This window comes from Nocardia sp. NPDC050713 (assembly GCF_040654315.1).
In the GTDB taxonomy this organism is placed as follows: Bacteria; Actinomycetota; Actinomycetes; order Mycobacteriales; family Mycobacteriaceae; genus Nocardia.
Genome location: NZ_JBFAHS010000004.1, coordinates 297,982 through 317,506, shown reverse-complemented (window position 1 = coordinate 317,506; position 19,525 = coordinate 297,982). Strand labels below are relative to the sequence as shown.

Sequence of the window (19,525 nt, the reverse complement as noted above, 5' to 3'; positions counted from 1 at the left end):
ACGGTAGGCACGAATGAGGTCTGGATCGGTCCTCATTGCGCGGCATACTGGGCGCTGTGACCGATACCGCCGCCCGGCTTCTCCAACTCCTGGCGCTGTTGCAGACGCGGCGGGAGTGGAGTGGGCCCGAGCTGGCACAGCGGCTCGGCGTCACCGTGCGCACGGTGCGCCGCGATATCGAGCGGCTGCGCGAGCTGGACTATCCCGTGCGCTCGGGGCTCGGCGCGGTCGGCGGTTACCGGCTGGAATCGGGGGCCGCGCTGCCGCCGCTGCTGCTCGATGACGAGGAGGCGGTCGCGATCACGCTCGGCTTGCGCCACGCCGCGCTCGGCGGTGTGGCGGGCAGCGAGGAATCGGCCGCGCGGGCGCTGGTGAAACTTCAGCAGGTGCTGCCGGATCGGTTGCGCAGGCGCGTGGACGCGGTGCAGACCAGCACCGTCGATCTGGCCGGACCGCCCGCGGGTCCGCGGGTGGATCCCGAGACCTTGGTGGCGCTGGCCGCCTGCGCCCGCGACCACGAGCGAATTCGCTTCTCCTACATCGCCAAAGACGACACCGAGTCGCGCAGGCTGGTCGAGCCGCACAGCCTGGTCTCGGCCGGGCGCCGCTGGTATCTCGTCGCCTGGGACGTCGACCGCGCCGACTGGCGCACGTTCCGCGTGGACCGCATCGCGTCCACGCTGCCCATCGGGGTGCGTTTCGCGCCGCGCGAGTTGCCCGACGCCGACCCCGCCGCCTTCGTCACCCGCTCGCTCGCTCTGGCCCGCCCCGTCCAGCACGTCGAACTGCTGGTCCACGCCTCCGCCGCGGAACTCGCCGACCGCTTCCGCGTGCGCACCGCCGAAGTCGAACCTCTCGACGACCACACCTGCCTGCTCCGCACCACCGCCGACTCCCTCGAATGGACCGCCCTGCGCATCGCCCACCTCGACCTCCCCTTCGAAGTTCGCCATCCCCCGGAAATGGCCACCCACCTCCGCGCTCTCGCCACCAAACTCCTTCACGCGGCTGGTGATTCGAGTTGAGGCCCAGTAGGCCCGAGACGGCAGCGACCCCGATCTGTCCGCTTGCGGTCCGCCGAACCGGCTCTTCCCGCCAGGGACGCGCCTGATATGAAGGTGCGGGTGGGACGTAAGAAGTTGCTGGAGCCGACCCTGGCGGAGTTGCCGCACGGGCCGCACGGCCTTGCTCGTGAGCTGGTGACCGGGTCGCAGCGGCAGCGGCTCTTGTACGGGGTGACGGTCGTCGTCGCGGATCGCGGCTATCTCACCGCGACGATAGCGGATATCGCCGCGGCGGCGAAGGTTTCGCGCCGAACGTTCTACCAGCACTTCCCGGACAAGGAAGCGTGCTTCCTCGCCGCGGCCGAGACGGGTCGGGATCTGATGATCGAGCATCTCGAGCGCGTGATGCGGGAGGTGTTCGCCGAACCGGTGGAGCCGCTCGAGGCGCTGCGGCTCGGAATTCGCGAATATCTCACCCTGTTGCGTGACGAACCGTCGTTCGCCCGCTCGTTCTACCTGGAGACCGCCCCGGCCGGGACGCGGGCGATCGAGTCGTTCGAACGGTGCCAACACTGGTTCGCCGGGTTCATCCGATCGTGGCGTGCGGGGGCAGGCCCCGTTGATCCATCGGTGCCGGACGATGCGTATCTGGCGGTGACCGATGCGACCAACGAGGCCGTCCGCAGGACCCTGCGCGCGGGCGGTGACTTGCTCGAGCTCGAGGACATCGTGCTGTACATCCACCGCACGCTGCTCGGGCTGGCGACCCCTAGCTGCTAAGGAACGACTCTGTCGCCCGGCCCGGTGAGGTCGCAGGAAGTATCGTCGCTGGTGTTGCCGCCCTCGGAAACGATCCGCGCGAACACCTTCGCGCAGTTGTCCCGAACGGTGCCGGAGGTGTTGCCCCTGATGGTCGAGTTCCGCAACACTACGGTTCCCACTGGAACATTGATCACATCCGTCAACAGGCGCGGGAGGGTGTCGAGGTAGGCGGGCGCCACGTTGATGCCGCCGCCCGCGTCCGATGCACTGTTTCCGGTGACGGTCGAACGATCGAAGGTCACCACGCCCCGTCCACGGACGTCGACGCCGCCGCCGCGTCCGGCGAATCCACCTGGGCGGTACCAGACTTCGGGATTGACCACGCGGTTGTCGGAGATCGTCGAGTCGGTGAAGGTGCAGGTATTGTCGCAGCGCACGCCACCCGCCTCGCCGGAGGTGTTGCCGGTGATGACCGTGTTTCTCGTCTGCAGGTCCGACCCCGGCACGTTGAAGATCCCGCCGCCGTACCCGGCGCTGTTACCCCGGACCACGACATCGTCGAGTACGAGGTTCGACGAATTGGAGATTCCGCCGCCGCCGGTGTCGTAGTACGGGATCTCGTGCTGCGCGGTAACTCCGCCGGTCACGGTCAGCCCCGTCAACGTCACGGGCGCGGAGATACTGAGTACCCGGTCGATTCCGTTGGCGTCCAGCACTGTTCGATCACCGCCCGCGCCACGCAGCGTTGTCGGCGCGGTGAGGTTCAGGTCTCCCGTGGTCGGATCCGGGTTGCGGCCCTGCACCTTCCGTGGGTCGGGAGGGATCGTCAAGATGTAGCGCCCCTCGGGCACCACCACTGTGCTCCCTGGCCGGGCATTGGCCGTCTGAATTGCCGCTCGCAGTGTGCAGGCGCCAGCGGCAGTCCGGCATAGCCCGCTTTGTGGATCGGCCGCCACGCCGTCTTCCGTGGTGTCGACCGTGATCACCGTTGGCGAACCGGGTGCGTTGTCGGCGTGGGCCGCCCCGGGAAATCCGCCCGCCGATCCGACGATCAAGGCTGTGATGGCGACGGCGCTCGCCGCCGCCGGAAATGTGCTCGTCCTCATGCAGTTTCTGATCCAATTCACGAACATCGAGTAAGGTACGCCCGCGTATGAGTGGGGTACGCGAGCGTCTACCACTATGTCGCAGAGCGGTGCGTCTCGGGAGAGTTTCCGGAAATCCGTCGCGCAGTTACCGATTCACCTCAGTCGACCCGGCGCTGATCCAAGATCGACCCTCCCTCGAGACACAGCGGAACAGCTTCACGAGTGTCGATCTTGTGCCATGAAATCGAAGGGGTCGCCGCGCGGCTGGGCGACCCAGTTCTCAGTTCCGCCGGAACCACTCGAGACTCTGCCCGTGCGGCCCCGAATAGGCCACCGGCACACCGCCTTCGGTGAGCACGAACCGATCACGCGTCTCGGAGCACGGTTTTGGCAGAAGGCCACGGCCGACGGGAACGACGCGGCAGCCCTCGTTGGCGATCCAAGTGCACCGCAGCCCGCGGATGGTTTCGACGAACCGAGCGCGCTCGTCGGCGTCGAGGTAGGCGAGGACGGCGCTGCCGAACACGACGACCTGCGCGTTGTCCGGAGCGGCACGCACCAGCTCTTCGATGGTGTCGTTGAGATCGCCGCGGACGAACTCGGGCGGGTCCGCGCGGGTGATCGCCGCGGCACGATGCAGGCGGTCGAGCCGCTCTTGCTGTTCCGGCCAGATCAGGCACTCGAGCCAGCGCATGTGCTCGGCGTCGCCGACGTCCAGTGGGTTCAGGTCGACGCCCACCCGGCCGATCACCGCGGGAAGACGCTCGGGCATCGGCGGATCGCCGATGGTCTTGCACGACAACCGAACCGGCGATGGCCCCGACCACGGGTTCAGCCAGGGACGGTCGTCGTACCGGTAGCTGTACTTGTCCGGATACAGGCACAATCCCGCCGACGCGCCGATCTCGATGAGATGGACCGGTTCCGGATCGGCGATCCGGGTGAACAACGGGAGCAGCACCGCCGCACGTGCCGGTTCGTTCGTCTGGGTGCTGTGCGTCATGGCGACGTCGTGGACGAGCGGCCAGTTGTCGATCAGGAAGTCCTTGAACTCCTCGAACGGCCCCTGTCGTGCGCCGACGTACCGCGCGGAGGCCAGAACGAGATTGGGCTGACGCTTGGCGGTGGGTAGTCGCTCGACGAGCGCGAGCACTTCCATATCGTCGGCGATCCGCCGCGTCCAGTCCGCATAACACGGCGAGTGGCCGTGTGCCTCGAATCGTGCGAACCGCAGATAGCGTTGCGCGGTATTCACTTTCACCCCCGGCCGTACTAGACCCTGTACGGCCGACGCTACCAGGCGAGTGTTCAGAGGGCCGGGTGGAAGTCGATGTCGCGGTGGGTGCCGGGTGGGCGGTGTTCGGCGAGGGGGTAGAGCCAGCGGACGGAGGCGCGCAGGGGTTCGAGGTCGGGGAGTTCGATGGGGTGGCCGTCGTTGTCGAAGATCATGCCGAGCAAGTGGTATCGGCCGTCGGGGAGGCCGAGACCGGCGGCCTGCTCGGCGGTCAGGTCGACGCGGGTGACGCTGTGCCGTGTCACCCGCAACGCTTCGACGGTGGCCGGACGCACGGTGGTGTCGAGCGCGGTGACGACGGCGCGGAACCGACACCCGCGCAGCCGCCACAATTCCCACTCCCCGGCGCGCAGCCTGGCGGTGCGCGCGGGCAGCCGATGGGGCACCTCGACTACGTAGAGTTCCCCGATCCGGACATCCTGAGCACGCACAGTTCCAGCTTGCCACCGGTTGCCGGGCCCGTAACGCCTTGTTTGCTCAGTTGACCTCGTTCTTCATCTGGGCCGTGATGATCCGCTGGTAACCCGAGCCGAAAAGCCGGGGCAGTAGATCGATGACGCGGGCGTCGGCGCCGACGAGGATCTTGGCCTTGTCCTTCTGGATGCCGCGCAGGATGATCTTCGCCGCGGCCTCGGGCGTGGTCTTGGCCAGCCGATCGAAGTTGGCGGCTAGGGCGTCGCGGTCGCGATCGCCGCCCGCGCGGGCCTTCCAGGCGATCTCGGTCTTCACCATGCCCGGGTGCACGCTGCTCACACCGACCGGATGACCGGCGATCTTCATCTCCTGGCGCAGCGCGTCCGTGAAGCCGCGAATACCGAATTTCGTTGCATTGTAGGCACCTTGGCTCGGGCACGCGGCCAGGCCGAACATGCTGGAGACATTGGCGATGTGCCCGTCACCGGAGGCGATCACCTGCGGAAGAAACGCCTTGGTTCCGTACATGACGCCCCAGAAATTGATGTTCACGATCCACTCGAAGTCCTCCCAGCTGAGTTCCTCGACGGTGGCCGTCAGCGAGACGCCCGCATTGTTGACCAGTAGATTGGCCGGACCGAAGTCGGCGCGCACCTCCTCGGCGTGCGCGTAGAAGGCGTCGCGGTCGGTGACGTCGAGTTTGTAGGCGTGCGCCTTCGCACCCACCTGCTCGCACAGCGCGGCGGTCTCGCTGACATTGGCCAGGTCGCGCCCGGACAGCGCGAGACGCGCGCCGTCGCGCGCCAATTCGAGCGCCAGCGCCCGCCCGATCCCCGCCCCGGCGCCGGTGATGACGGCGACCTTGTCCTGGAAGTTCTTCACAGCAGTTGTCCTCGTGTCATTTGGTCGTGTAGCCGCCGTCGGCGACGAATTCCGCGCCGGTGCAGTAGGCCGACTCGTCGGAAATCAGGAACAGCACCACGTTGGCCAGCTCCTCGGGGCTGGCGGCGCGGGGCAGCGGCTGGTCGTGCACCATCGAGTGGGAACGGTCCGAGGTGGCGGTCATCTCGGTCGCGACGACGCCGGGATGCACCGAGTTGACGCGGATTCCGTCCGCGCCGAACTCCTGCGCCGCGGCCTTGCTCATGCCGCGCACCGCCCACTTGGACGCGACGTAGCCGAGGATGTTGGGGAGGCCGATGATGCCGCCGATGGAGGAGATGTTCACGATGGAACCACCACCCGCCTGGCGCATCGAGGACACAACGGCTTTCATGCCGAGGTACACGCCCACTTGGTTGACGTCGATCACCTTGCGGTAGTCCGCTTCGGCGAGCTTCTCGATCGGGTCGACGTGCACGATGCCCGCGTTGTTGACCAGCCCGGAGACCGGCCCGAAGGCTCGCTCCGCTTCGGAAACCACGGATTGCCAAGCATTTTCGTCGGTCACGTCGTGCGGAAGGAACAGCGCCCGCTCGCCGATTTCGGCGGCGACGGCCTTGCCCTCCTCGGTGAGCACGTCGGTGATCACCACCGCCGCGCCCTGACTCGCTAGCTTGCGCGCGAATGCCGCGCCCATGCCCCGCGCACCGCCGGTCACGATGACCGTCTTACCACTGACCCTGTCCATGTCCTGTCCTTTCACGCTCGGTCGAGATCGGCGAGGTGGTTGGCGGCGATGTAGCCGAACACCATGGCAGGGCCGATGGTCGCGCCCGCCCCCGCGTAGCTGTTGCCCATCACGGCGGCCGAGTTGTTGCCCGCCGCGTACAGTCCCGCGATCGGTGCGCCGTCGGCGCGCAGCACCCGGGAGTGCTCGTCGGTGAGCAGACCGCCCTTGGTGCCGAGATCGCCGGGCACCATCTCCACCGCGTAGAACGGCGGCTTCTCGATCGGCGCGAGGCACGGGTTCGGCTTCACCGTCGGATCGCCGTAGTAGCGGTCGTAGGCGGATTCGCCGCGCTGGAAGTCCTCGTCGCGCCCGGCGACCGCGAAGCCGTTGAACCGCTGGACCGTCGAGGTCAGCGCGTCGGCCGGAACGCCGATCTTGTCCGCGAGTTCTTCGAGTGTGTCGGCCTTCTTGATGATGCCCGCGTCGAAGTATTTCTGCGGGATGGCCTGCTTCGGGAAGGTGCCGAGGAACAGGTACCGATCGCGGAAGCGCTGGTCCATGATGAAATGCGCTGGCACGTGGCCGATCCCGGTCTCGTGGCGCTCGTACATGGTGTGCACGACGTCGACGTAGCTGGCCGATTCGTTGGTGAACCGCTGACCCGCGTCGTTGACCATGATGGCGCCGGGCTGCGAGCGTTCGGCCAGGCAGAAGAACGGCGGTCCGTCGGGGTTGCGCACCGACGGACCCCACCACGCGTCGTCCATGAGATCGAGTGCGGCGCCGACGCTTTCGCCCGCGCGGATGCCGTCGCCGACGTTCTCGGTGGCGCCGACGGTCCAGTCGGTGCTCACCGGCGCGGCGAAGTACTGCTCGCGCATCTCCAGGTTGTGCTCGAAGCCGCCCGCGGCCAGCACGACGCCGCGCCGCGCCCGCAGCACGATCGGCGCGCCGCCGCGCTCGGCCCGCACGCCGACCACGGCGCCGTCCTCGGTGATCAGTTCGGTGAGCGGCGTGTTCAGCCACACCGGAACGCCCGCGTCACGCAGCGCCAGCCACAGCCGGGCGACGAGCGCCTTGCCGAGGCTGAGCGGCAGGCGCCCGCGCAGCTTGTTCACGACCGCCTTGGCGCCGACCTTCATGGCCGTGCGCTTGCCCTTCCAGGTGCGCGCGATCATGTTGAGATCGTGGAAGTCGCTGACGGTGAAGGCGATTCCCTTCGGGCCGGACATCGTCGGCTGGTTGATCAGCGCCAGGTCGTCGCCGAGCAGGCGGCCGTCGACGATGGCGGGCTCGATGCTGCGCCCCTGGGCCAGACCGCCGGGCAGTTCCGGGTGGTAATCGGAATACCCACGGTCGTAGACGAATTCGAGGTGCGGGGTGCGCGAGCTCAGGTAGGTCATCATGCGCGGGCCGTTGTCCAGGAACGCGTCCTGCTTGGCCTGCGGAACCCGATCGCCCACCACGGATTTCAAGTAGACGCGGGCCAGATCGGGGCTGTCCGGCACACCCTCGCGCACCAGCACCGGATTGTTCGGGATCCACACGCCGCCGCCGGAGCGCGCGGTGGAACCGCCGAAGGTGCGGCTCTTCTCGATCAGCACCACCGAGAGGCCGCGATAGGCGGCGGTCAGCGCGGCGGTCATGCCCGCCGCGCCGGAACCGACGACCACCACGTCGTAGACGGCCTCCGTGGACTTCTGTTCAGACATCGTCTGCCTTTCCGATTCAGTAGCCCGCGCCGGTGAGCATGCCGCCGTCGACGACCACCTCGGTGCCGGTGCAGTAGCCCGCGGCGTCGGAGGCCAGGAAGACCACCGCCTCGGTGACCTCCTCGGGACGGCCCCAGCGCGGGATCGGCAGCCCGGCGAAGAACTTGTCTCCGTCCACGCCGGAGGACGCGTTGGCGGTCATCGGCGTGGCGATGCCGCCGGGGTGTACCGAGTTCACCCGGATGCCCGCCTTGCCCAGCTCGCGCGAGGCCGACTTGGTGACGCCGCGCAGCGCGAATTTGCTTGCGCTGTAGGCGGAAAGACCCGCCGCGCCGATGAATCCCTCGACCGAGGAGATGTTGACGATGGACCCGCCGCCTGCCTCGGTGAGCGCGGGTGCCGCGGTCTTGATGCCCAGCCAGGTCCCGGTCACGTTGACGTTCATGATGGTGCTGAAATCGGCGAGGCTCATGTCCGCGATGCTCTGGAAGCGCAGGATGCCCGCGTTGTTCACCAGCACGTCGAGCTTGCCGAACCTCTCGCGCGCGGTGTCCACCGCCGCGGTCCAGTCCGCCTCGCTGGTCACGTCGTGGTGCACGTAGTGGGCCGCCGCGCCGAGTTCGGCCGCGAGGTCCGCGCCCTGCTCGTCGAGCACATCGCCGAACACCACCCGCGCGCCTTCGGCGACGAAGCGGCGCACGTGTTCGGCGCCCATCCCGCGCGCGCCACCGGTGATCAGCGCGACCTTGCCTTCGAGTCGACCCACTGCGGTCCTTCCTTTCTGCTGCCTCGCTTCGAAGCTAGGTCTCCGGTGTCGGCGCCGGGGTGCGCAGTCTCAGCCAGCGAGACATGCACCTGACCTCCACGGCAGCATCGGAAATATTCCTACTAGGCATATTGAGAAGTGGAGGCAATGCATGAAGTTCTCGATGATCTTCGAGGCGCAGATGACCGATCCGTCGGCCGAGCACGAACGGCAGGTGCTGCGCGACTGCGTGGAGCAGGCCGTGCTGGCCGAGGAGATGGGCTTCGACACCGTCTGGGCCGTCGAGCATCACGGGTTGAAGTGGTACGCGCACATGAGCGCCCCGGAGATCTTCCTGACCTGGGTGGCCGCGCGCACGGAGCGTATCCGGATCGGTCACGGCGTGGTCTGTATGCCGTTCAACTTCAACCATCCGGTGCGCGCCGCCGAACGCGCCGCCATGCTCGACGTGCTCTCCAACGGCCGGGTGAACCTGGGCGCGGGCCGCGGCGCCACCCCGCAGGAAACCTCCATGTGCGGGGTCGATCCCGACCGCACCTACCAGGAGGTCGAGGAGTCGCTGCGCATCATCGGCAAGGCCTGGCAGGACCCCGAGGGCGAGTTCGAATGGCACGGCGAGCTGCTCGACATCGACCCGCACCCGATGCTGCCGCGTCCGATCCAGCTGCCGCACCCGCCGCTGTTCATGGCGTGCACCAAGAAGGACACCCTGAAGCTGGCCGCCGATTACGGCATCGGCGCGCTGGTCCTCGGCTTCGCGGGCGTGGAGGAGATCGCCGAGCTGCGCCGCACCTACGACCAGGCCATCGCCGAACGCACCGGCGAGAAGTTCGTCTCCACCGTCGTCAACGATCACTTCGCGGCGCTGTGCCCGACGATCGTGCTGGAGGATCGCGAGAAGGCGCAGCAGATCGGCGCGCGCGGCCAGCGGTTCTTCGCGCAGTCGATCAAGCACTGGTACGGCGCGGGACCGGTGCCGGACGAGGCCGTCGACCCCAACGCCGACGAGCTGGCCGCCATCAAGCAGGCCGCCGACGACCACGTCGCCTACCTGCACGAGGCCAAGATCCCGGTGAAGGCGGGCGCGACCTCGGTGTTCAACGCCGAGCACGCCTACGGCTCGCCGGAGGACGCCATCGCCTACGTCGAACGGCTGAAGGCGGCGGGCGCCGACGAGATCCTGTGCCTGATCCAGATGGGCACCGTGCCGCAGGAGGCCTGCCTGGAGACCATCCGGCACTGGGGCGAGACGGTGATCCCGCACTTCCGGAAGAACGAGGAGTGACGATGACGACTTTGAACGGGAAGGTCGCGATCATCACCGGCGCCGCCCGCGGCCAAGGCGAGGCCGAAGCGCGGCTGTTCGTCGAACTCGGTGCGCGCGTGGTGATCACCGACGTGCTGGCCGACGAAGGCAAAGCGGTGGCCGAATCGCTCGGCGACGCCGCGCGTTTCGTGGCGCACGACGTGAGCAGTGAGTCCGAGTGGGCGACGGCGGTGCAGACCGCCGAACGCGAATTCGGCCGACTCGACGTGCTGGTGAACAACGCCGCGATCTACACGACCAAGGCGCTCACCGACACCAGTGCCGAAGAGCTGGAACGGATTCTGCGGGTCAACCTGGTCGGCTCCTTCCTCGGCATCAAGGCCGTGGCGGGTCCGCTGGCTGCCGCGGGCGGCGGGTCCATCGTGAACATCTCCTCGCAGGCGGGTCTCCAGGGTCTGATGGGACACGCCGCCTACGGTGCGTCGAAATGGGGACTGCGCGGGCTGACGAAGACCGCGGCGCTCGAGCTCGGTCCCGCGGGCATCCGGGTGAACTCGGTGCACCCCGGCCCGATCCACACGCCGATGATCGGCCACCTCGGATTGGCCACGGGCCCAGGCAGTTTCCCGGCGCTGCCGCTCGGTCGGGTGGGGTTGCCCGGCGAGGTGGCCGACCTGGTCGCCTTCCTGGCCTCGGATGCCTCGGCCTTCGTCACCGGCGCGGAACTCGCCATCGATGGCGGCTTGTCGGCCGGGCAGTTCATTCCACCCGGCGCGCAACTGCCGGGCATGGAGTAAGGAGCCGATCGTGCCGTTGAAACCCGAAGCCCGCGCCATCGTGGAGCTGGCCTCGGCCGCCTTCCCGAAGCTCGGCACCGAGGTACTCGACGCCGCCGAGGCTCGTCGCCTGCTGGCGGCGCGGCCCGCGGCGGCCGTCGAGCCGATCCCGGTCGGACGGGTCCAGGAGCGGACGGTGCCAGGGCCGGACGGGGCGCCGGAGGTGCGGGTGCGGATCTACTGGCCCGTCGACGCCGGACTCGACCTGCCCGTGGTGGTGTTCTGCCACGGCGGCGGATTCACCATTTGCAGCCTGGACAGCCACGACCGGTTCTGCCGGACGATGACCAACGGCGTCGGCGCGATCGTGGTCTCGGTCGACTACCGCCAGGCGCCCGAGCATCGGTTCCCCGCGGCCGCCGAGGACGCCTACGCGGTGCTGCGCTGGGTCGCGGACCATGCCGCCGAGTTCGGCGGCGATCCCACCCGAATCGCGGTGGCGGGCGACAGTTCCGGCGGCAATCTGGCCGCCGTGACGACGCTGATGGCCAGGGACCGCGGCGGGCCCGCGCTGGCGCATCAGCTGCTGATCTATCCGATGCTGGACCCGTCTCGCGACACCGCCTCCTACCGAGACAACGCCGAGGGCTACTTCACCACGGCCGCGCACTTGCGGTGGTATTGGGAGCAGTACCTCGGCCCCGACGGCGACGGCGACCACCCCTACGCCGCGCCGCCGCGCGCCGCCGACCTGTCCGGACTGCCGCCCGCTCACGTCCTCACCGCGGAGTTCGATCCGCTGCGCGACGAGGGGGAGGCGTACGCCGCCCGGTTGCGTGCGGCGCGCGTCCCCACCGAAATGGTCCGCTACGACGGGATGTTCCACGGCTTCGCGAGCATGGCCGATCACCTTCCGGATGCCGAAAAAGCCGCCGCTGCCGCGTTCTCGGCCGTCCGACGTGCCTTCGGGAGCGAGAAATGAGCATCGAGCGGATCGGCACGATCCTGCCCACCGACGATCTGCCCGCCACCGTCGCGCTGCTGAGCGCGCTGTTCGGCGGGCCGCCCACCTTCGTCGACGGCGACCGGTGGGCACAGTTCGACGTCGGTCCGGCCCGCGTCATGGTGGCCGGGAAGGATCGCGAAGGGGACGCGGCGGCGCTCTCGGTCAAGGTCGCCGACCTCGACGCCGTCGTCGCCGCCCTGCGCGGGGCGGGTGTCGCGGTGGCGGATCCGGCAATCGGTCCGCACGAACGGCGCGCCGCGATCGAAGCGGCGACGGGCACGCCGTGGTCGGTCGTGCTGTACGAACCTCATGATTCCGCAAAGATTTCGGGTTGAGCACGCCGCGAGCGCACCACCTTCGCGAATCCGGGCGAATCGGGCGCACGGCGTTGGTACTTTCGCACGATGTCCGACACGCGGGACCCTCAGCTCGACGAGGAGCTGCCTGATGCAGAGCAGCGGCCTGCGATCGACACGCTCGAAGTGGACGATGCCGAGCGACCCGCTCGCGAACTGAGCGGGTGGCCCGAGCGGGTGGTCGCGGTCGCGGCGTTCGCGATCGCGATCCTCGCGGTGTGGCAGGTGTTTCGGCCGCTGTCGCAGGGCAGTCAGTACTACCTGGTGGTGTTCCTCGCGGGAACGCTGCCGCTGATCTTCCTGGCGTACCGCTCGGGACTTCGGCTGCTCGACCGAGCCTCGGGGCCTGGCGTGCTGGACTGGGCGCTGGCGGCGTTGGCGTTGGTGGTCTGCCTCTACCCGGTGCTGCCGTTCGGAATCGGTTCGGGCGGTGGGGGTTACAACGAATTCCTGGACCGGCAGGGGCTGCTCGACCCGGTGGACGTCGCCATGGGCACCGTGCTGCTCGTGCTGGTGCTCGAGGCCTGCCGCCGGACCACCGGGTGGGTGCTGCCCGTGGTATGTCTGGCGTTTCTCGCCTACGGCTACTACGGCGGGCTGCTCCCGCAGCAGTGGACCATCGCGCACGCGGGTCTGGACTTCGGTCAGATCGTGGACGCGCTGTACAACTCGGGCAGCGGCTTCTACGGCACCCCGCTCGACGTCGCGGCGACCTACATCGTGCTGTTCACGCTGTACGGCGCGGTGCTCGAATTCTCCGGCGCCGCACAGTTCTTCGTCGATCTGTCGGTGGCGGCGTTCCGCCGGTCCCGAGGCGCGGCCGGGCGCACCGCGGTGGCTTCGGGTTTCCTGCTCGGCACGGTGTCCGGCTCCGGCACCGCGACCGCGGTCAGCGTCGGCGCGGTGACCTGGCCGATCCTCAAGCGTGCGGGATATCCGCCGGAGCAGGCGGGCGGCATGCTGGCCGCGGCCGGCGTCGGCGCGATCCTCTCGCCGCCGACGCTCGGCGCCGCGGCGTTCATCGTCGCCGAGTACCTCGAGGTCTCCTATGTGACGGTGCTCGGCTGGGCGTTGATCCCGACGGTGCTCTACTACCTGGGCATCTTGCTCGCCGTGGAGATCGACGCGCGCAGGCTCGGGACCAGGCCGGTGGAGATCGGCGGCACGTCGGCCTGGCGGCTGCTTGCCCGCTTCGGCTACCACTTCCTGTCGCTGATCGCGATCGTCGTGCTGCTGCTCCTCGATGTCAGCGCGACCCGTGCCGTCGTCTACGCGACTCTTCTGGCCTTCGCCCTCGCCTTCCTCGACGCGCGTACCCGCGGCCGGGCTCGTTCGCCACGGCAGGTGTTCCACGCGCTCAGCAGCGGCGTCCGATCCGCGCTGCCGGTGGTCGCGGTGTGCACCGCGGCGGGCGTGATCACCGCGATGACCACCAAGACCGGACTCGGCGCGCAACTGGCCGCGCTGCTCGTCCGCTGGGCCTCGGCACTCTCGGACAATCAAACCGTCGTGCTCGCCTGCACCGTGGCCTTCGCCGCGGTCGCCCTGGCACTGCTCGGTCTCGCGGTGCCGGTCACCGCCTCGTTCATCATCGGCTGGGCGATCATCGGGCCCGCCCTGCTCGCTTTGGACGTGCCCGCGCCCGCCGCGGCCATGTTCGTCTTCTACTACTCGGTGCTCTCCGAGGTCACCCCGCCGACGGCGCTGGCCGCTGTCGGCGCGTCGGCGGTGACCGGTGGTCGCACGGTGCCGACCATGTGGCAGGCGCTGAAGTACGCGCTGCCCGCGTTCCTGGTGCCGATCGTGTTCGTGCTCACCGAGCCCGGCGAACACCTGCTCGGCACCGGGCCCGTGCTGGGTGTGCTGTGGACCAGCGTGGTGGCCTGTGTGGGTGTCGCCGCATTGGCCTCGGCCACCGGCGGCTGGCTGCTAGGCATCGGACCGGCGCCGGTGGCCGCGCGGGTGCTGGCCGGGGCGGGCGGATTGGTGCTGCTGTACCTGGAACCCGTCGCGTTGATCGTCGGGCTCGCCGCGCTCGCGGCCGCCGCCGGGTACACGTTGCTCTCCCGAAGGAGGACGAAGTGAGAAGAGTCGCAACGATTGTCGCCGTCACCGCCGTGACGGCCGGTCTGCTCGCGGGCTGCGGTGGTCGCCAGGACGCACCGCGCACCGACGCGGGCGGCGCGGTCACCTGCGAGGTGAAACAGGATTCGCGCGTCGGCATCGCGACGGGCAACGCCACCGGCGTCTACTTCGCGCTGGGCAACGCCTACGCCGAGCAGGTCGCCCAGGCCACCGACGGCACGGTGAAGGCCACCGCCGCCGAGACCGGCGCGTCGGTGCAGAACATCCAGCAGCTGGTGGCGGGCACCTACCAGGTGGCCTTCTCACTCGCCGACACCGCCGCCGACGCGGTGCTCGGCACCGGCGGCTTCGACGGCAAAAAGCAACCGGTGCAGGCGCTTTCGCGGCTCTACCCGAACTACACCCAGGTGATCGTGCGCAACGGCGCGAACATCTCCTCGGTCGCGGACCTGCGCGGCAAGCGCGTCTCCACCGGATCGCCGAAGTCGGGCACGGAGGTCATCGCCCAGCGGGTGCTGGCCGCCGCCGGAATCGACCCCGAGCGCGACATCTCCGCCCAGCGGCTGGATCTGACCAAGACCGTCGACGGCATGAAGGACGGCTCCATCGACGCCATGTTCTTCTCCGGCGGCCTGCCCACCCCTGGCATCACCGACCTGTTCACCTCGGCGGGGGACAAGGTCCGCTTCCTCGACATCGCCGATCTGGCACCGCGTTTGCGTGAGGTGAACCCGGTGTACGAGGCGGGCAAGATTCCGGCCGCGACCTACGGGCTGCCCGCGGACGCGGCGACCATCGTCGTTCCGAATGTCCTTCTGGTGCGCGATGATCTCGATGCCGATCTGGCCTGTGTGCTCACGAAGACGCTGTTCGATCGCAAACAGCAACTGGAACAGGCGAATTCGGCCGCCAAGGGGATCACCCGCGACACCGCGCGTGAGACCGCGCCGGTACCGCTGCACCGGGGTGCCGAGCACGCCCTGGCCAACTGATCGATCGCCGCTGAAGGTCGCTCGCGGGCCTGATCGTTCAGCGCCGCAGCAGGCACCCGCTTGTGTCGGCGGCGGAGGTTGCCTGACCGCACCGTCCAACGCTTCCGGACACGGACGGGTGCCGGCTGCGATGATGTGCGCATGCGCGTCCTCATGCCGGTTCCCGACCACGACTTCGACGTCACCGAGGTCGCCGTGCCTTGGCGGATCCTGACCGACGCCGGACACGAGGTCGTCTTCGCCACCGAGCGAGCGGGTACGGTGCCCGCGGCGGATCCGCGGCTGCTGACCGGAGTCGTCTTCGGTCGACTGGGTGCCGAAGCCGAGCCTCGGGCCTTCTATCAACAGCTCACCGGCACACCGGAATTCAGCGCCACCGCCTCCTGGTCCGAGGTCGACGTGGACGACTTCGACGGACTGCTGCTACCCGGCGGACACGCCTCCGGCATGCGGCAGTACCTGGGCTCGGAGACGCTGCAGCGACAGGTCGCGAGGTTCTGGACCTTGGACCGGCCGGTGGGCGCCATCTGCCACGGTGTCCTCGTCCTCGCCCGGTCCGAGGATCCCGCTACCGGCCGTAGCGTGCTCGCCCAGCGTCGCACGACCTGCCTGCCCAAGTACATGGAGCGAATCGCGTATTTCAGCACCGCATGGCGACTCGGCCGCTACTACCGCACGTACCCGGCCTACGTCGAGGACGAGGTCCGCGCGGCTCTCGACAACCCGGACACCCAATTCCAGCGCGGCCCACTGGAACTCACCAGACGCGGCACCGCCACCGACGACACCCGCGCCTTCGTCGTCGAAGATCGCAACTATCTCTCCGCACGCTGGCCGGGAGACGCCTATCTGTTCGGACGCCGGTATCTCGCACTGCTGGAAGGCGCCGAGCGCTGAGAGTCCCGCCACTGCCGAGCCGAAAGTCGGCGCCTCAGCTCACAGTGTCGCCGGCGGAAGCATTCTCGCGACGGAACCCGGGCATGAATCGGTTGGTCCGCGCCTGGTAGTCGCGGTAGCCCGGCCTCTTCTGCGCGCTGTAGTACTCCGCGGGGACAGCGCCGGTGTAGAACACCAGACACCAGTACATGATCAACGACAGCGCGAACAGTCCGATGCCCGCGCCGATCGCCGCGACGGGCGTGAATTCGTCGAATGCTCGGCCAAGCACCGGCAAGCACAAGACGATGATCGCGTTCCACTGCATCCACTGGAAGAAGTAGTTGGGGTGGCGGCTGTAGTTCCACAGCCCGACATCGCAATGTCCCCGCGTATTCGTTTTCGACATCGACCGGACGAAACGGAGTTTCTGGAAGTCGGCGACCGACTCCAGCACCCACGACACCGCCCACAAGATGATGCCCGCCACTGCGACCGCGCTCATTCCGGCGCCGTCGATCGCGATCACCAGCGCCGCCGGTACGGCCATGACGGTGACGTTCGAGACGGCCTGGACCAGGATCTCGGCCACGAGGTCGCGCCGCTCGCTGCCCAGGGTCGCCTTCGCCCAGCGCTTTCGCTGGAACCGATAGCGCGGCAGCTCATGGTCGAGTTCGCCGTGGCGCCACAGGGCGAGTGCCGCGATACCCATGCGTCCGCCCATCACCAGGAAGACGACGGCCACGGCTATGGCGAGCGGGGATCTGTCGCTCATCGCGAGCGTCAGGACGCCGAGGGCGAACAGCCCCCAGGGCCATGCGATGTCGACATAGGACATCCGGAGCGTGCGCCACCCCGGGATGCAGGCAGCGCCCACGAAGATGGCGAGCTGGACGCCGAGGTTCAGCAGCAGGAAGTCCCGCAGTGCTGGCTCGGTGAGCATGACGCAAAGGACGACCAGGGAAGCGAGGGACGGGAGGGCGCGGTTCGCTAGTCCTCGCGCATTGCTCGATGGGGACGGCATGCGCACACGCTAAGATATAAGTTAGTAACTTGCAAGTGGTCGGTACTAACCTTCGGAAGGTGACCAGAGCCAAGACGACGCCACGGCGGAGCCAAGCCGAACGACGAGCGGAGACCCAGGATCGGCTGCTGAAGGCGACAGTCTCGATGCTCGTCGAGCAGGGGTTCGTCGCGTTGAGCGCTTCGGCGGTGGCCGCTCGGGCCGGCGTCAGCCAGGGCGCGATGCAGCACTACTACCCGACGAAGACCGCGTTGGTGAAGGCCGCTCTCGAGCGCATCGTCGAACGCTATGTGGCCGATGTGCGGGCCGAGGTCGGCCCGTTGCCGCCGGGCGCCGGGAGGTTCGACGCACTGCTCGACTTGCTGTGGAAGGTCCACAACCTGCCGATCAGCCGTGCACTGCTCGAGCTGTACGCCGTCGCCCGCAACGATGTGGAACTCGCCGACGTCGCGGCCATGCTGGCGAACCTCGCGACCACCGCCGTCGGCGATCTGGCTGGTGAGCTCGTTCCCGAGGTCGCGGCGCGAGACGGCTTCCGCGAATGGTTGCTCGCCACCCTCGCCACGTTGCGCGGCACCGCGCTCCTGGCGGTGCCGGGGGCCGAACAGGCGCACCTGGTTTGGCCCACGCTCCGTGACCGGCTGACGGCGTCACTCCCGTCACCGTCGTAGTCGGATTCCGGTGCCGGTCGGCCCGGCGACTACTCGCAGGCCTATTCACTGCGTGGCGATGGCAGCTGTCAGCGCTCGTGCGGCGGCCAGGGTCGCGGCGATGTAGTCGTCGCGCTCCGGTTTGGTCGTGCTGGTCCGAAGTGGGCCGAGCTGTACTTCGAAGGAGGCCGATCCGTTCGCGTCGAAGACCGGGGCGGCGAGGTAGCTCAGCGGTAGGTCGGCGACGGAGTCCAGCTCACTCCTGGTGAACGGCCGTGCGGTGAGCGCGGCGAGCTGGCGCAGTGCCCGCGCGCGCAGATTCGGTTGCAGCAGTTCGCTTCCCGCCGCGGTGAGCAGATCGGCGAGCAGGTCGACCAGCCCTGCGTCGTCGGCGCGTGGTCGAAACAGTGCGACGCCGCGCTCGCGCACCAGGGTGAGCAAGGCGCTCGCGGTGCGGCGGTCCGGTTCGGCGGTGGTGGCGAGCCAGGTGTTCTGTTCGGCGGCCGAACGCCACGGCATGACGGCTGCCCCGGCGGGGAATTGCAGCGGAATGCGGTGGCCGACAGGGATTCCGGGCACCGTGCGGTCTGGGCCGTGCCGCACGTCGAGGACGGTGAGGTGGTCTGGTTCGATGCGGCTCAGCGTTGCGCCGCAGCCGGTCTTCGCGGTCAAGTCGGTGAGCAGTTCGCCGACCCCGCGCGGCAGCCGGGCCGCGGTGAGCGCGACGAGCGCGGGTCCGACGCGGTAGCCGCGCTCCGGGACGCGCACCGCCCAGCCCGCGGCGTCGAGTTCGGCGAGCACGGCGGTCGCCGTTGCCCTTGCGATGCCGAGGCGTTCCGCAATTGTCGCGACGGGCAGCGGCTCGGTCGCGGTCGCCAGCAACGAAACGATCTCGACCACGCGGCGGGTCGGCGGGGACGGCGAACGGCGCGCGTCGCCGGGTTCGGTGGACTGCATCGGTCATTCCCTTGTGCCGGTGTGGTCGTCGACTTACGATGACGAATATAAGTCATTGAGTGTCGAATATTCGACACGAGATCGGAGAGCGGATGATTCTCGATCGATTTCGCATCGACGGGCAGGTCGCCGTCGTCACCGGCGCGGGACGGGGGCTCGGCAGGGCGATCGCCGTCGCGTTCGCGGAGGCGGGCGCGGACGTGCTTGTCGCGGCGCGAACCAAGAGTCAGTTGGACGAGGTCGCCGAACAGATCGCGGCCGTCGGCAGGCAGGCCCACGTGGTGTCCGCCGACCTGAGCGACGCCGACGCCGCCGCGGGCCTGGCCGCCACGGCGGTGGACCGGTTCGGTCGCCTCGACATCGTTGTCAACAATGTCGGCGGCGCGCTGCCGTGCCCGCTGCTCGACACCACGCCCGAGGCGATGGCCGAGGCGTTCGTGTTCAATGTCGGCAACGCGCACGCCCTGGTGCGCGCCGCAGTGCCGCGCATTCTCGAAACAGCCGGTGGCGGTTCGATTCTCAACATCACTTCGACCATGGGTCGGTTGCCCGGCCGGGCCTTCGCCGCCTACGGCACCGCGAAGGCCGCTCTAGCGCACTACACCCGGCTCGCCGCGCTGGACCTGAACCCCCGTATCAGGGTCAACGCCATCGCGCCGGGCTCGATCCTGACCTCCGCGCTGGAGGTGGTCGCGGCGAACGACGCGATGCGCAGCCAACTCGAGACCAAGACGCCGCTGCACCGCATCGGCGAGCCGGAGGACATCGCCGCCGCCGCGCTCTATCTGGTGTCCCCGGCGGGCAAGTACCTCACCGGCAAGGTGCTCGAACCCGACGGCGGCCTGATCAGTCCCAACCTCGACCTCCCGATCCCGGATCTGTGA

The 19,525-nt window shown here is 68.7% G+C and carries 21 protein-coding genes and 1 pseudogene; 12 read left to right on the top strand and 10 right to left on the bottom strand.

The window, feature by feature from the left end; all coding sequences use genetic code 11:
* The first annotated feature begins 56 nt into the window (after nt 1–56).
* The gene (locus tag AB0H49_RS10420; protein ID WP_355002806.1) at nt 57–1,025 is read left to right on the top strand and encodes a YafY family protein; all 969 of its coding nucleotides are present in this window, start codon (nt 57–59) and stop codon (nt 1,023–1,025) included.
* 99 nt (nt 1,026–1,124) lie between these two features.
* Nucleotides 1,125–1,784 carry a TetR/AcrR family transcriptional regulator gene (locus AB0H49_RS10415; RefSeq protein WP_357249635.1) on the top strand — a complete coding sequence of 220 codons (660 nt, stop codon included), beginning with the start codon at nt 1,125–1,127 and terminating at the stop codon, nt 1,782–1,784.
* Here AB0H49_RS10415 and AB0H49_RS10410 read toward each other — a convergent pair.
* The gene (locus AB0H49_RS10410) at nt 1,781–2,596 is read right to left on the bottom strand and encodes a hypothetical protein (RefSeq protein WP_357250094.1); all 816 of its coding nucleotides are present in this window, start codon (nt 2,594–2,596) and stop codon (nt 1,781–1,783) included. The two genes, AB0H49_RS10415 and AB0H49_RS10410, sit on opposite strands and share 4 nt — an antisense overlap.
* 81 nt (nt 2,597–2,677) lie before the next feature.
* Nucleotides 2,678–2,722, bottom strand: a pseudogene (locus AB0H49_RS10405) (hypothetical protein); the annotation flags it as partial.
* Between the two features lie 22 nt (nt 2,723–2,744).
* Here AB0H49_RS10405 and AB0H49_RS10400 point away from each other — a divergent pair.
* Nucleotides 2,745–2,906, top strand: a complete 162-nt coding sequence (locus tag AB0H49_RS10400; protein ID WP_355003098.1) for a hypothetical protein — start codon at nt 2,745–2,747, stop codon at nt 2,904–2,906.
* 228 nt (nt 2,907–3,134) lie between these two features.
* Here AB0H49_RS10400 and AB0H49_RS10395 read toward each other — a convergent pair whose 3' ends face one another.
* The 6 genes from AB0H49_RS10395 to AB0H49_RS10370 are packed head-to-tail and all read right to left on the bottom strand — an operon-like array spanning nt 3,135 to nt 8,652.
* Nucleotides 3,135–4,109 carry a DUF2332 domain-containing protein gene (locus AB0H49_RS10395; protein WP_357249632.1) on the bottom strand — a complete coding sequence of 325 codons (975 nt, stop codon included), beginning with the start codon at nt 4,107–4,109 and terminating at the stop codon, nt 3,135–3,137.
* 53 nt (nt 4,110–4,162) lie between these two features.
* Entirely contained in the window at nt 4,163–4,579 is a 417-nt protein-coding gene (locus tag AB0H49_RS10390) for a hypothetical protein (protein ID WP_355002803.1), read from the bottom strand.
* A 46-nt stretch (nt 4,580–4,625) separates the two neighbouring features.
* Complete coding sequence (locus tag AB0H49_RS10385) at nt 4,626–5,444, bottom strand: SDR family NAD(P)-dependent oxidoreductase (RefSeq protein ID WP_357249629.1); 819 nt, start codon at nt 5,442–5,444, stop codon at nt 4,626–4,628.
* A 16-nt stretch (nt 5,445–5,460) separates the two neighbouring features.
* A complete protein-coding gene (locus tag AB0H49_RS10380) occupies nt 5,461–6,192 on the bottom strand; it encodes a glucose 1-dehydrogenase (RefSeq protein WP_357249626.1) in 732 nt (243 codons plus the stop codon).
* Nucleotides 6,193–6,203: 11 nt separating this feature from the next.
* Nucleotides 6,204–7,886 carry a 3-oxosteroid 1-dehydrogenase gene (gene kstD, locus AB0H49_RS10375; RefSeq protein ID WP_357249623.1) on the bottom strand — a complete coding sequence of 561 codons (1,683 nt, stop codon included), beginning with the start codon at nt 7,884–7,886 and terminating at the stop codon, nt 6,204–6,206.
* A 16-nt stretch (nt 7,887–7,902) separates the two neighbouring features.
* Nucleotides 7,903–8,652, bottom strand: a complete 750-nt coding sequence (locus AB0H49_RS10370; protein WP_357249620.1) for a glucose 1-dehydrogenase — start codon at nt 8,650–8,652, stop codon at nt 7,903–7,905.
* A 151-nt stretch (nt 8,653–8,803) separates the two neighbouring features.
* Here AB0H49_RS10370 and AB0H49_RS10365 point away from each other — a divergent pair, with 151 nt between their 5' ends.
* From AB0H49_RS10365 to AB0H49_RS10335, 7 genes are all read left to right on the top strand, one after another.
* The gene (locus AB0H49_RS10365) at nt 8,804–9,937 is read left to right on the top strand and encodes an LLM class flavin-dependent oxidoreductase (RefSeq protein WP_097243435.1); all 1,134 of its coding nucleotides are present in this window, start codon (nt 8,804–8,806) and stop codon (nt 9,935–9,937) included.
* Between the two features lie 2 nt (nt 9,938–9,939).
* Complete coding sequence (locus AB0H49_RS10360) at nt 9,940–10,716, top strand: glucose 1-dehydrogenase (RefSeq protein WP_355002798.1); 777 nt, start codon at nt 9,940–9,942, stop codon at nt 10,714–10,716.
* A 10-nt stretch (nt 10,717–10,726) separates the two neighbouring features.
* Complete coding sequence (locus AB0H49_RS10355) at nt 10,727–11,677, top strand: alpha/beta hydrolase (protein WP_357249617.1); 951 nt, start codon at nt 10,727–10,729, stop codon at nt 11,675–11,677.
* On the top strand, nt 11,674–12,036 hold the full coding sequence (locus AB0H49_RS10350; RefSeq protein WP_357249614.1) for a hypothetical protein: 363 nt from the start codon (nt 11,674–11,676) through the stop codon (nt 12,034–12,036). Before AB0H49_RS10355 ends, AB0H49_RS10350 begins: the two co-directional genes overlap by 4 nt.
* A 69-nt stretch (nt 12,037–12,105) precedes the next feature.
* Complete coding sequence (locus tag AB0H49_RS10345) at nt 12,106–14,142, top strand: TRAP transporter fused permease subunit (protein WP_357249611.1); 2,037 nt, start codon at nt 12,106–12,108, stop codon at nt 14,140–14,142.
* The gene (locus AB0H49_RS10340) at nt 14,139–15,134 is read left to right on the top strand and encodes a TAXI family TRAP transporter solute-binding subunit (RefSeq protein WP_357249608.1); all 996 of its coding nucleotides are present in this window, start codon (nt 14,139–14,141) and stop codon (nt 15,132–15,134) included. The genes AB0H49_RS10345 and AB0H49_RS10340 overlap by 4 nt, the downstream gene beginning before the upstream one ends.
* A gap of 141 nt (nt 15,135–15,275) precedes the next feature.
* Nucleotides 15,276–16,031: a type 1 glutamine amidotransferase domain-containing protein gene (locus AB0H49_RS10335; protein ID WP_357249605.1), complete on the top strand. Its 756-nt coding sequence runs from the start codon at nt 15,276–15,278 to the stop codon at nt 16,029–16,031.
* Between the two features lie 34 nt (nt 16,032–16,065).
* Here AB0H49_RS10335 and AB0H49_RS10330 read toward each other — a convergent pair whose 3' ends face one another.
* A complete protein-coding gene (locus AB0H49_RS10330; protein WP_357249602.1) occupies nt 16,066–16,953 on the bottom strand; it encodes a DUF1295 domain-containing protein in 888 nt (295 codons plus the stop codon).
* A 140-nt stretch (nt 16,954–17,093) separates the two neighbouring features.
* On the opposite strand from AB0H49_RS10330, the gene AB0H49_RS10325 reads away from it, so the two are divergent.
* Complete coding sequence (locus tag AB0H49_RS10325) at nt 17,094–17,705, top strand: TetR/AcrR family transcriptional regulator (protein WP_357249599.1); 612 nt, start codon at nt 17,094–17,096, stop codon at nt 17,703–17,705.
* Between the two features lie 45 nt (nt 17,706–17,750).
* Here AB0H49_RS10325 and AB0H49_RS10320 read toward each other — a convergent pair whose 3' ends face one another.
* Nucleotides 17,751–18,641, bottom strand: coding sequence for a helix-turn-helix domain-containing protein (locus AB0H49_RS10320; protein ID WP_357249596.1), 891 nt, complete (start codon nt 18,639–18,641; stop codon nt 17,751–17,753).
* Between the two features lie 92 nt (nt 18,642–18,733).
* Here AB0H49_RS10320 and AB0H49_RS10315 point away from each other — a divergent pair, with 92 nt between their 5' ends.
* Nucleotides 18,734–19,525, top strand: coding sequence for an SDR family oxidoreductase (locus AB0H49_RS10315; RefSeq protein ID WP_357249593.1), 792 nt, complete (start codon nt 18,734–18,736; stop codon nt 19,523–19,525).

Coding starts and splice junctions, on each gene's coding strand:
- AB0H49_RS10360 (WP_355002798.1), top strand. CDS start 9,940: ATGACGACTTTGAACGGGAAGGTCGCGATCATCACCGGCGCCGCCCGC.
- AB0H49_RS10320 (WP_357249596.1), bottom strand. CDS start 18,641: ATGCAGTCCACCGAACCCGGCGACGCGCGCCGTTCGCCGTCCCCGCCG.
- AB0H49_RS10365 (WP_097243435.1), top strand. CDS start 8,804: ATGAAGTTCTCGATGATCTTCGAGGCGCAGATGACCGATCCGTCGGCC.
- AB0H49_RS10335 (WP_357249605.1), top strand. CDS start 15,276: ATGCGCGTCCTCATGCCGGTTCCCGACCACGACTTCGACGTCACCGAG.
- AB0H49_RS10330 (WP_357249602.1), bottom strand. CDS start 16,953: ATGCTCACCGAGCCAGCACTGCGGGACTTCCTGCTGCTGAACCTCGGC.
- AB0H49_RS10380 (WP_357249626.1), bottom strand. CDS start 6,192: ATGGACAGGGTCAGTGGTAAGACGGTCATCGTGACCGGCGGTGCGCGG.
- AB0H49_RS10345 (WP_357249611.1), top strand. CDS start 12,106: ATGTCCGACACGCGGGACCCTCAGCTCGACGAGGAGCTGCCTGATGCA.
- AB0H49_RS10350 (WP_357249614.1), top strand. CDS start 11,674: ATGAGCATCGAGCGGATCGGCACGATCCTGCCCACCGACGATCTGCCC.
- kstD (WP_357249623.1), bottom strand. CDS start 7,886: ATGTCTGAACAGAAGTCCACGGAGGCCGTCTACGACGTGGTGGTCGTC.
- AB0H49_RS10315 (WP_357249593.1), top strand. CDS start 18,734: ATGATTCTCGATCGATTTCGCATCGACGGGCAGGTCGCCGTCGTCACC.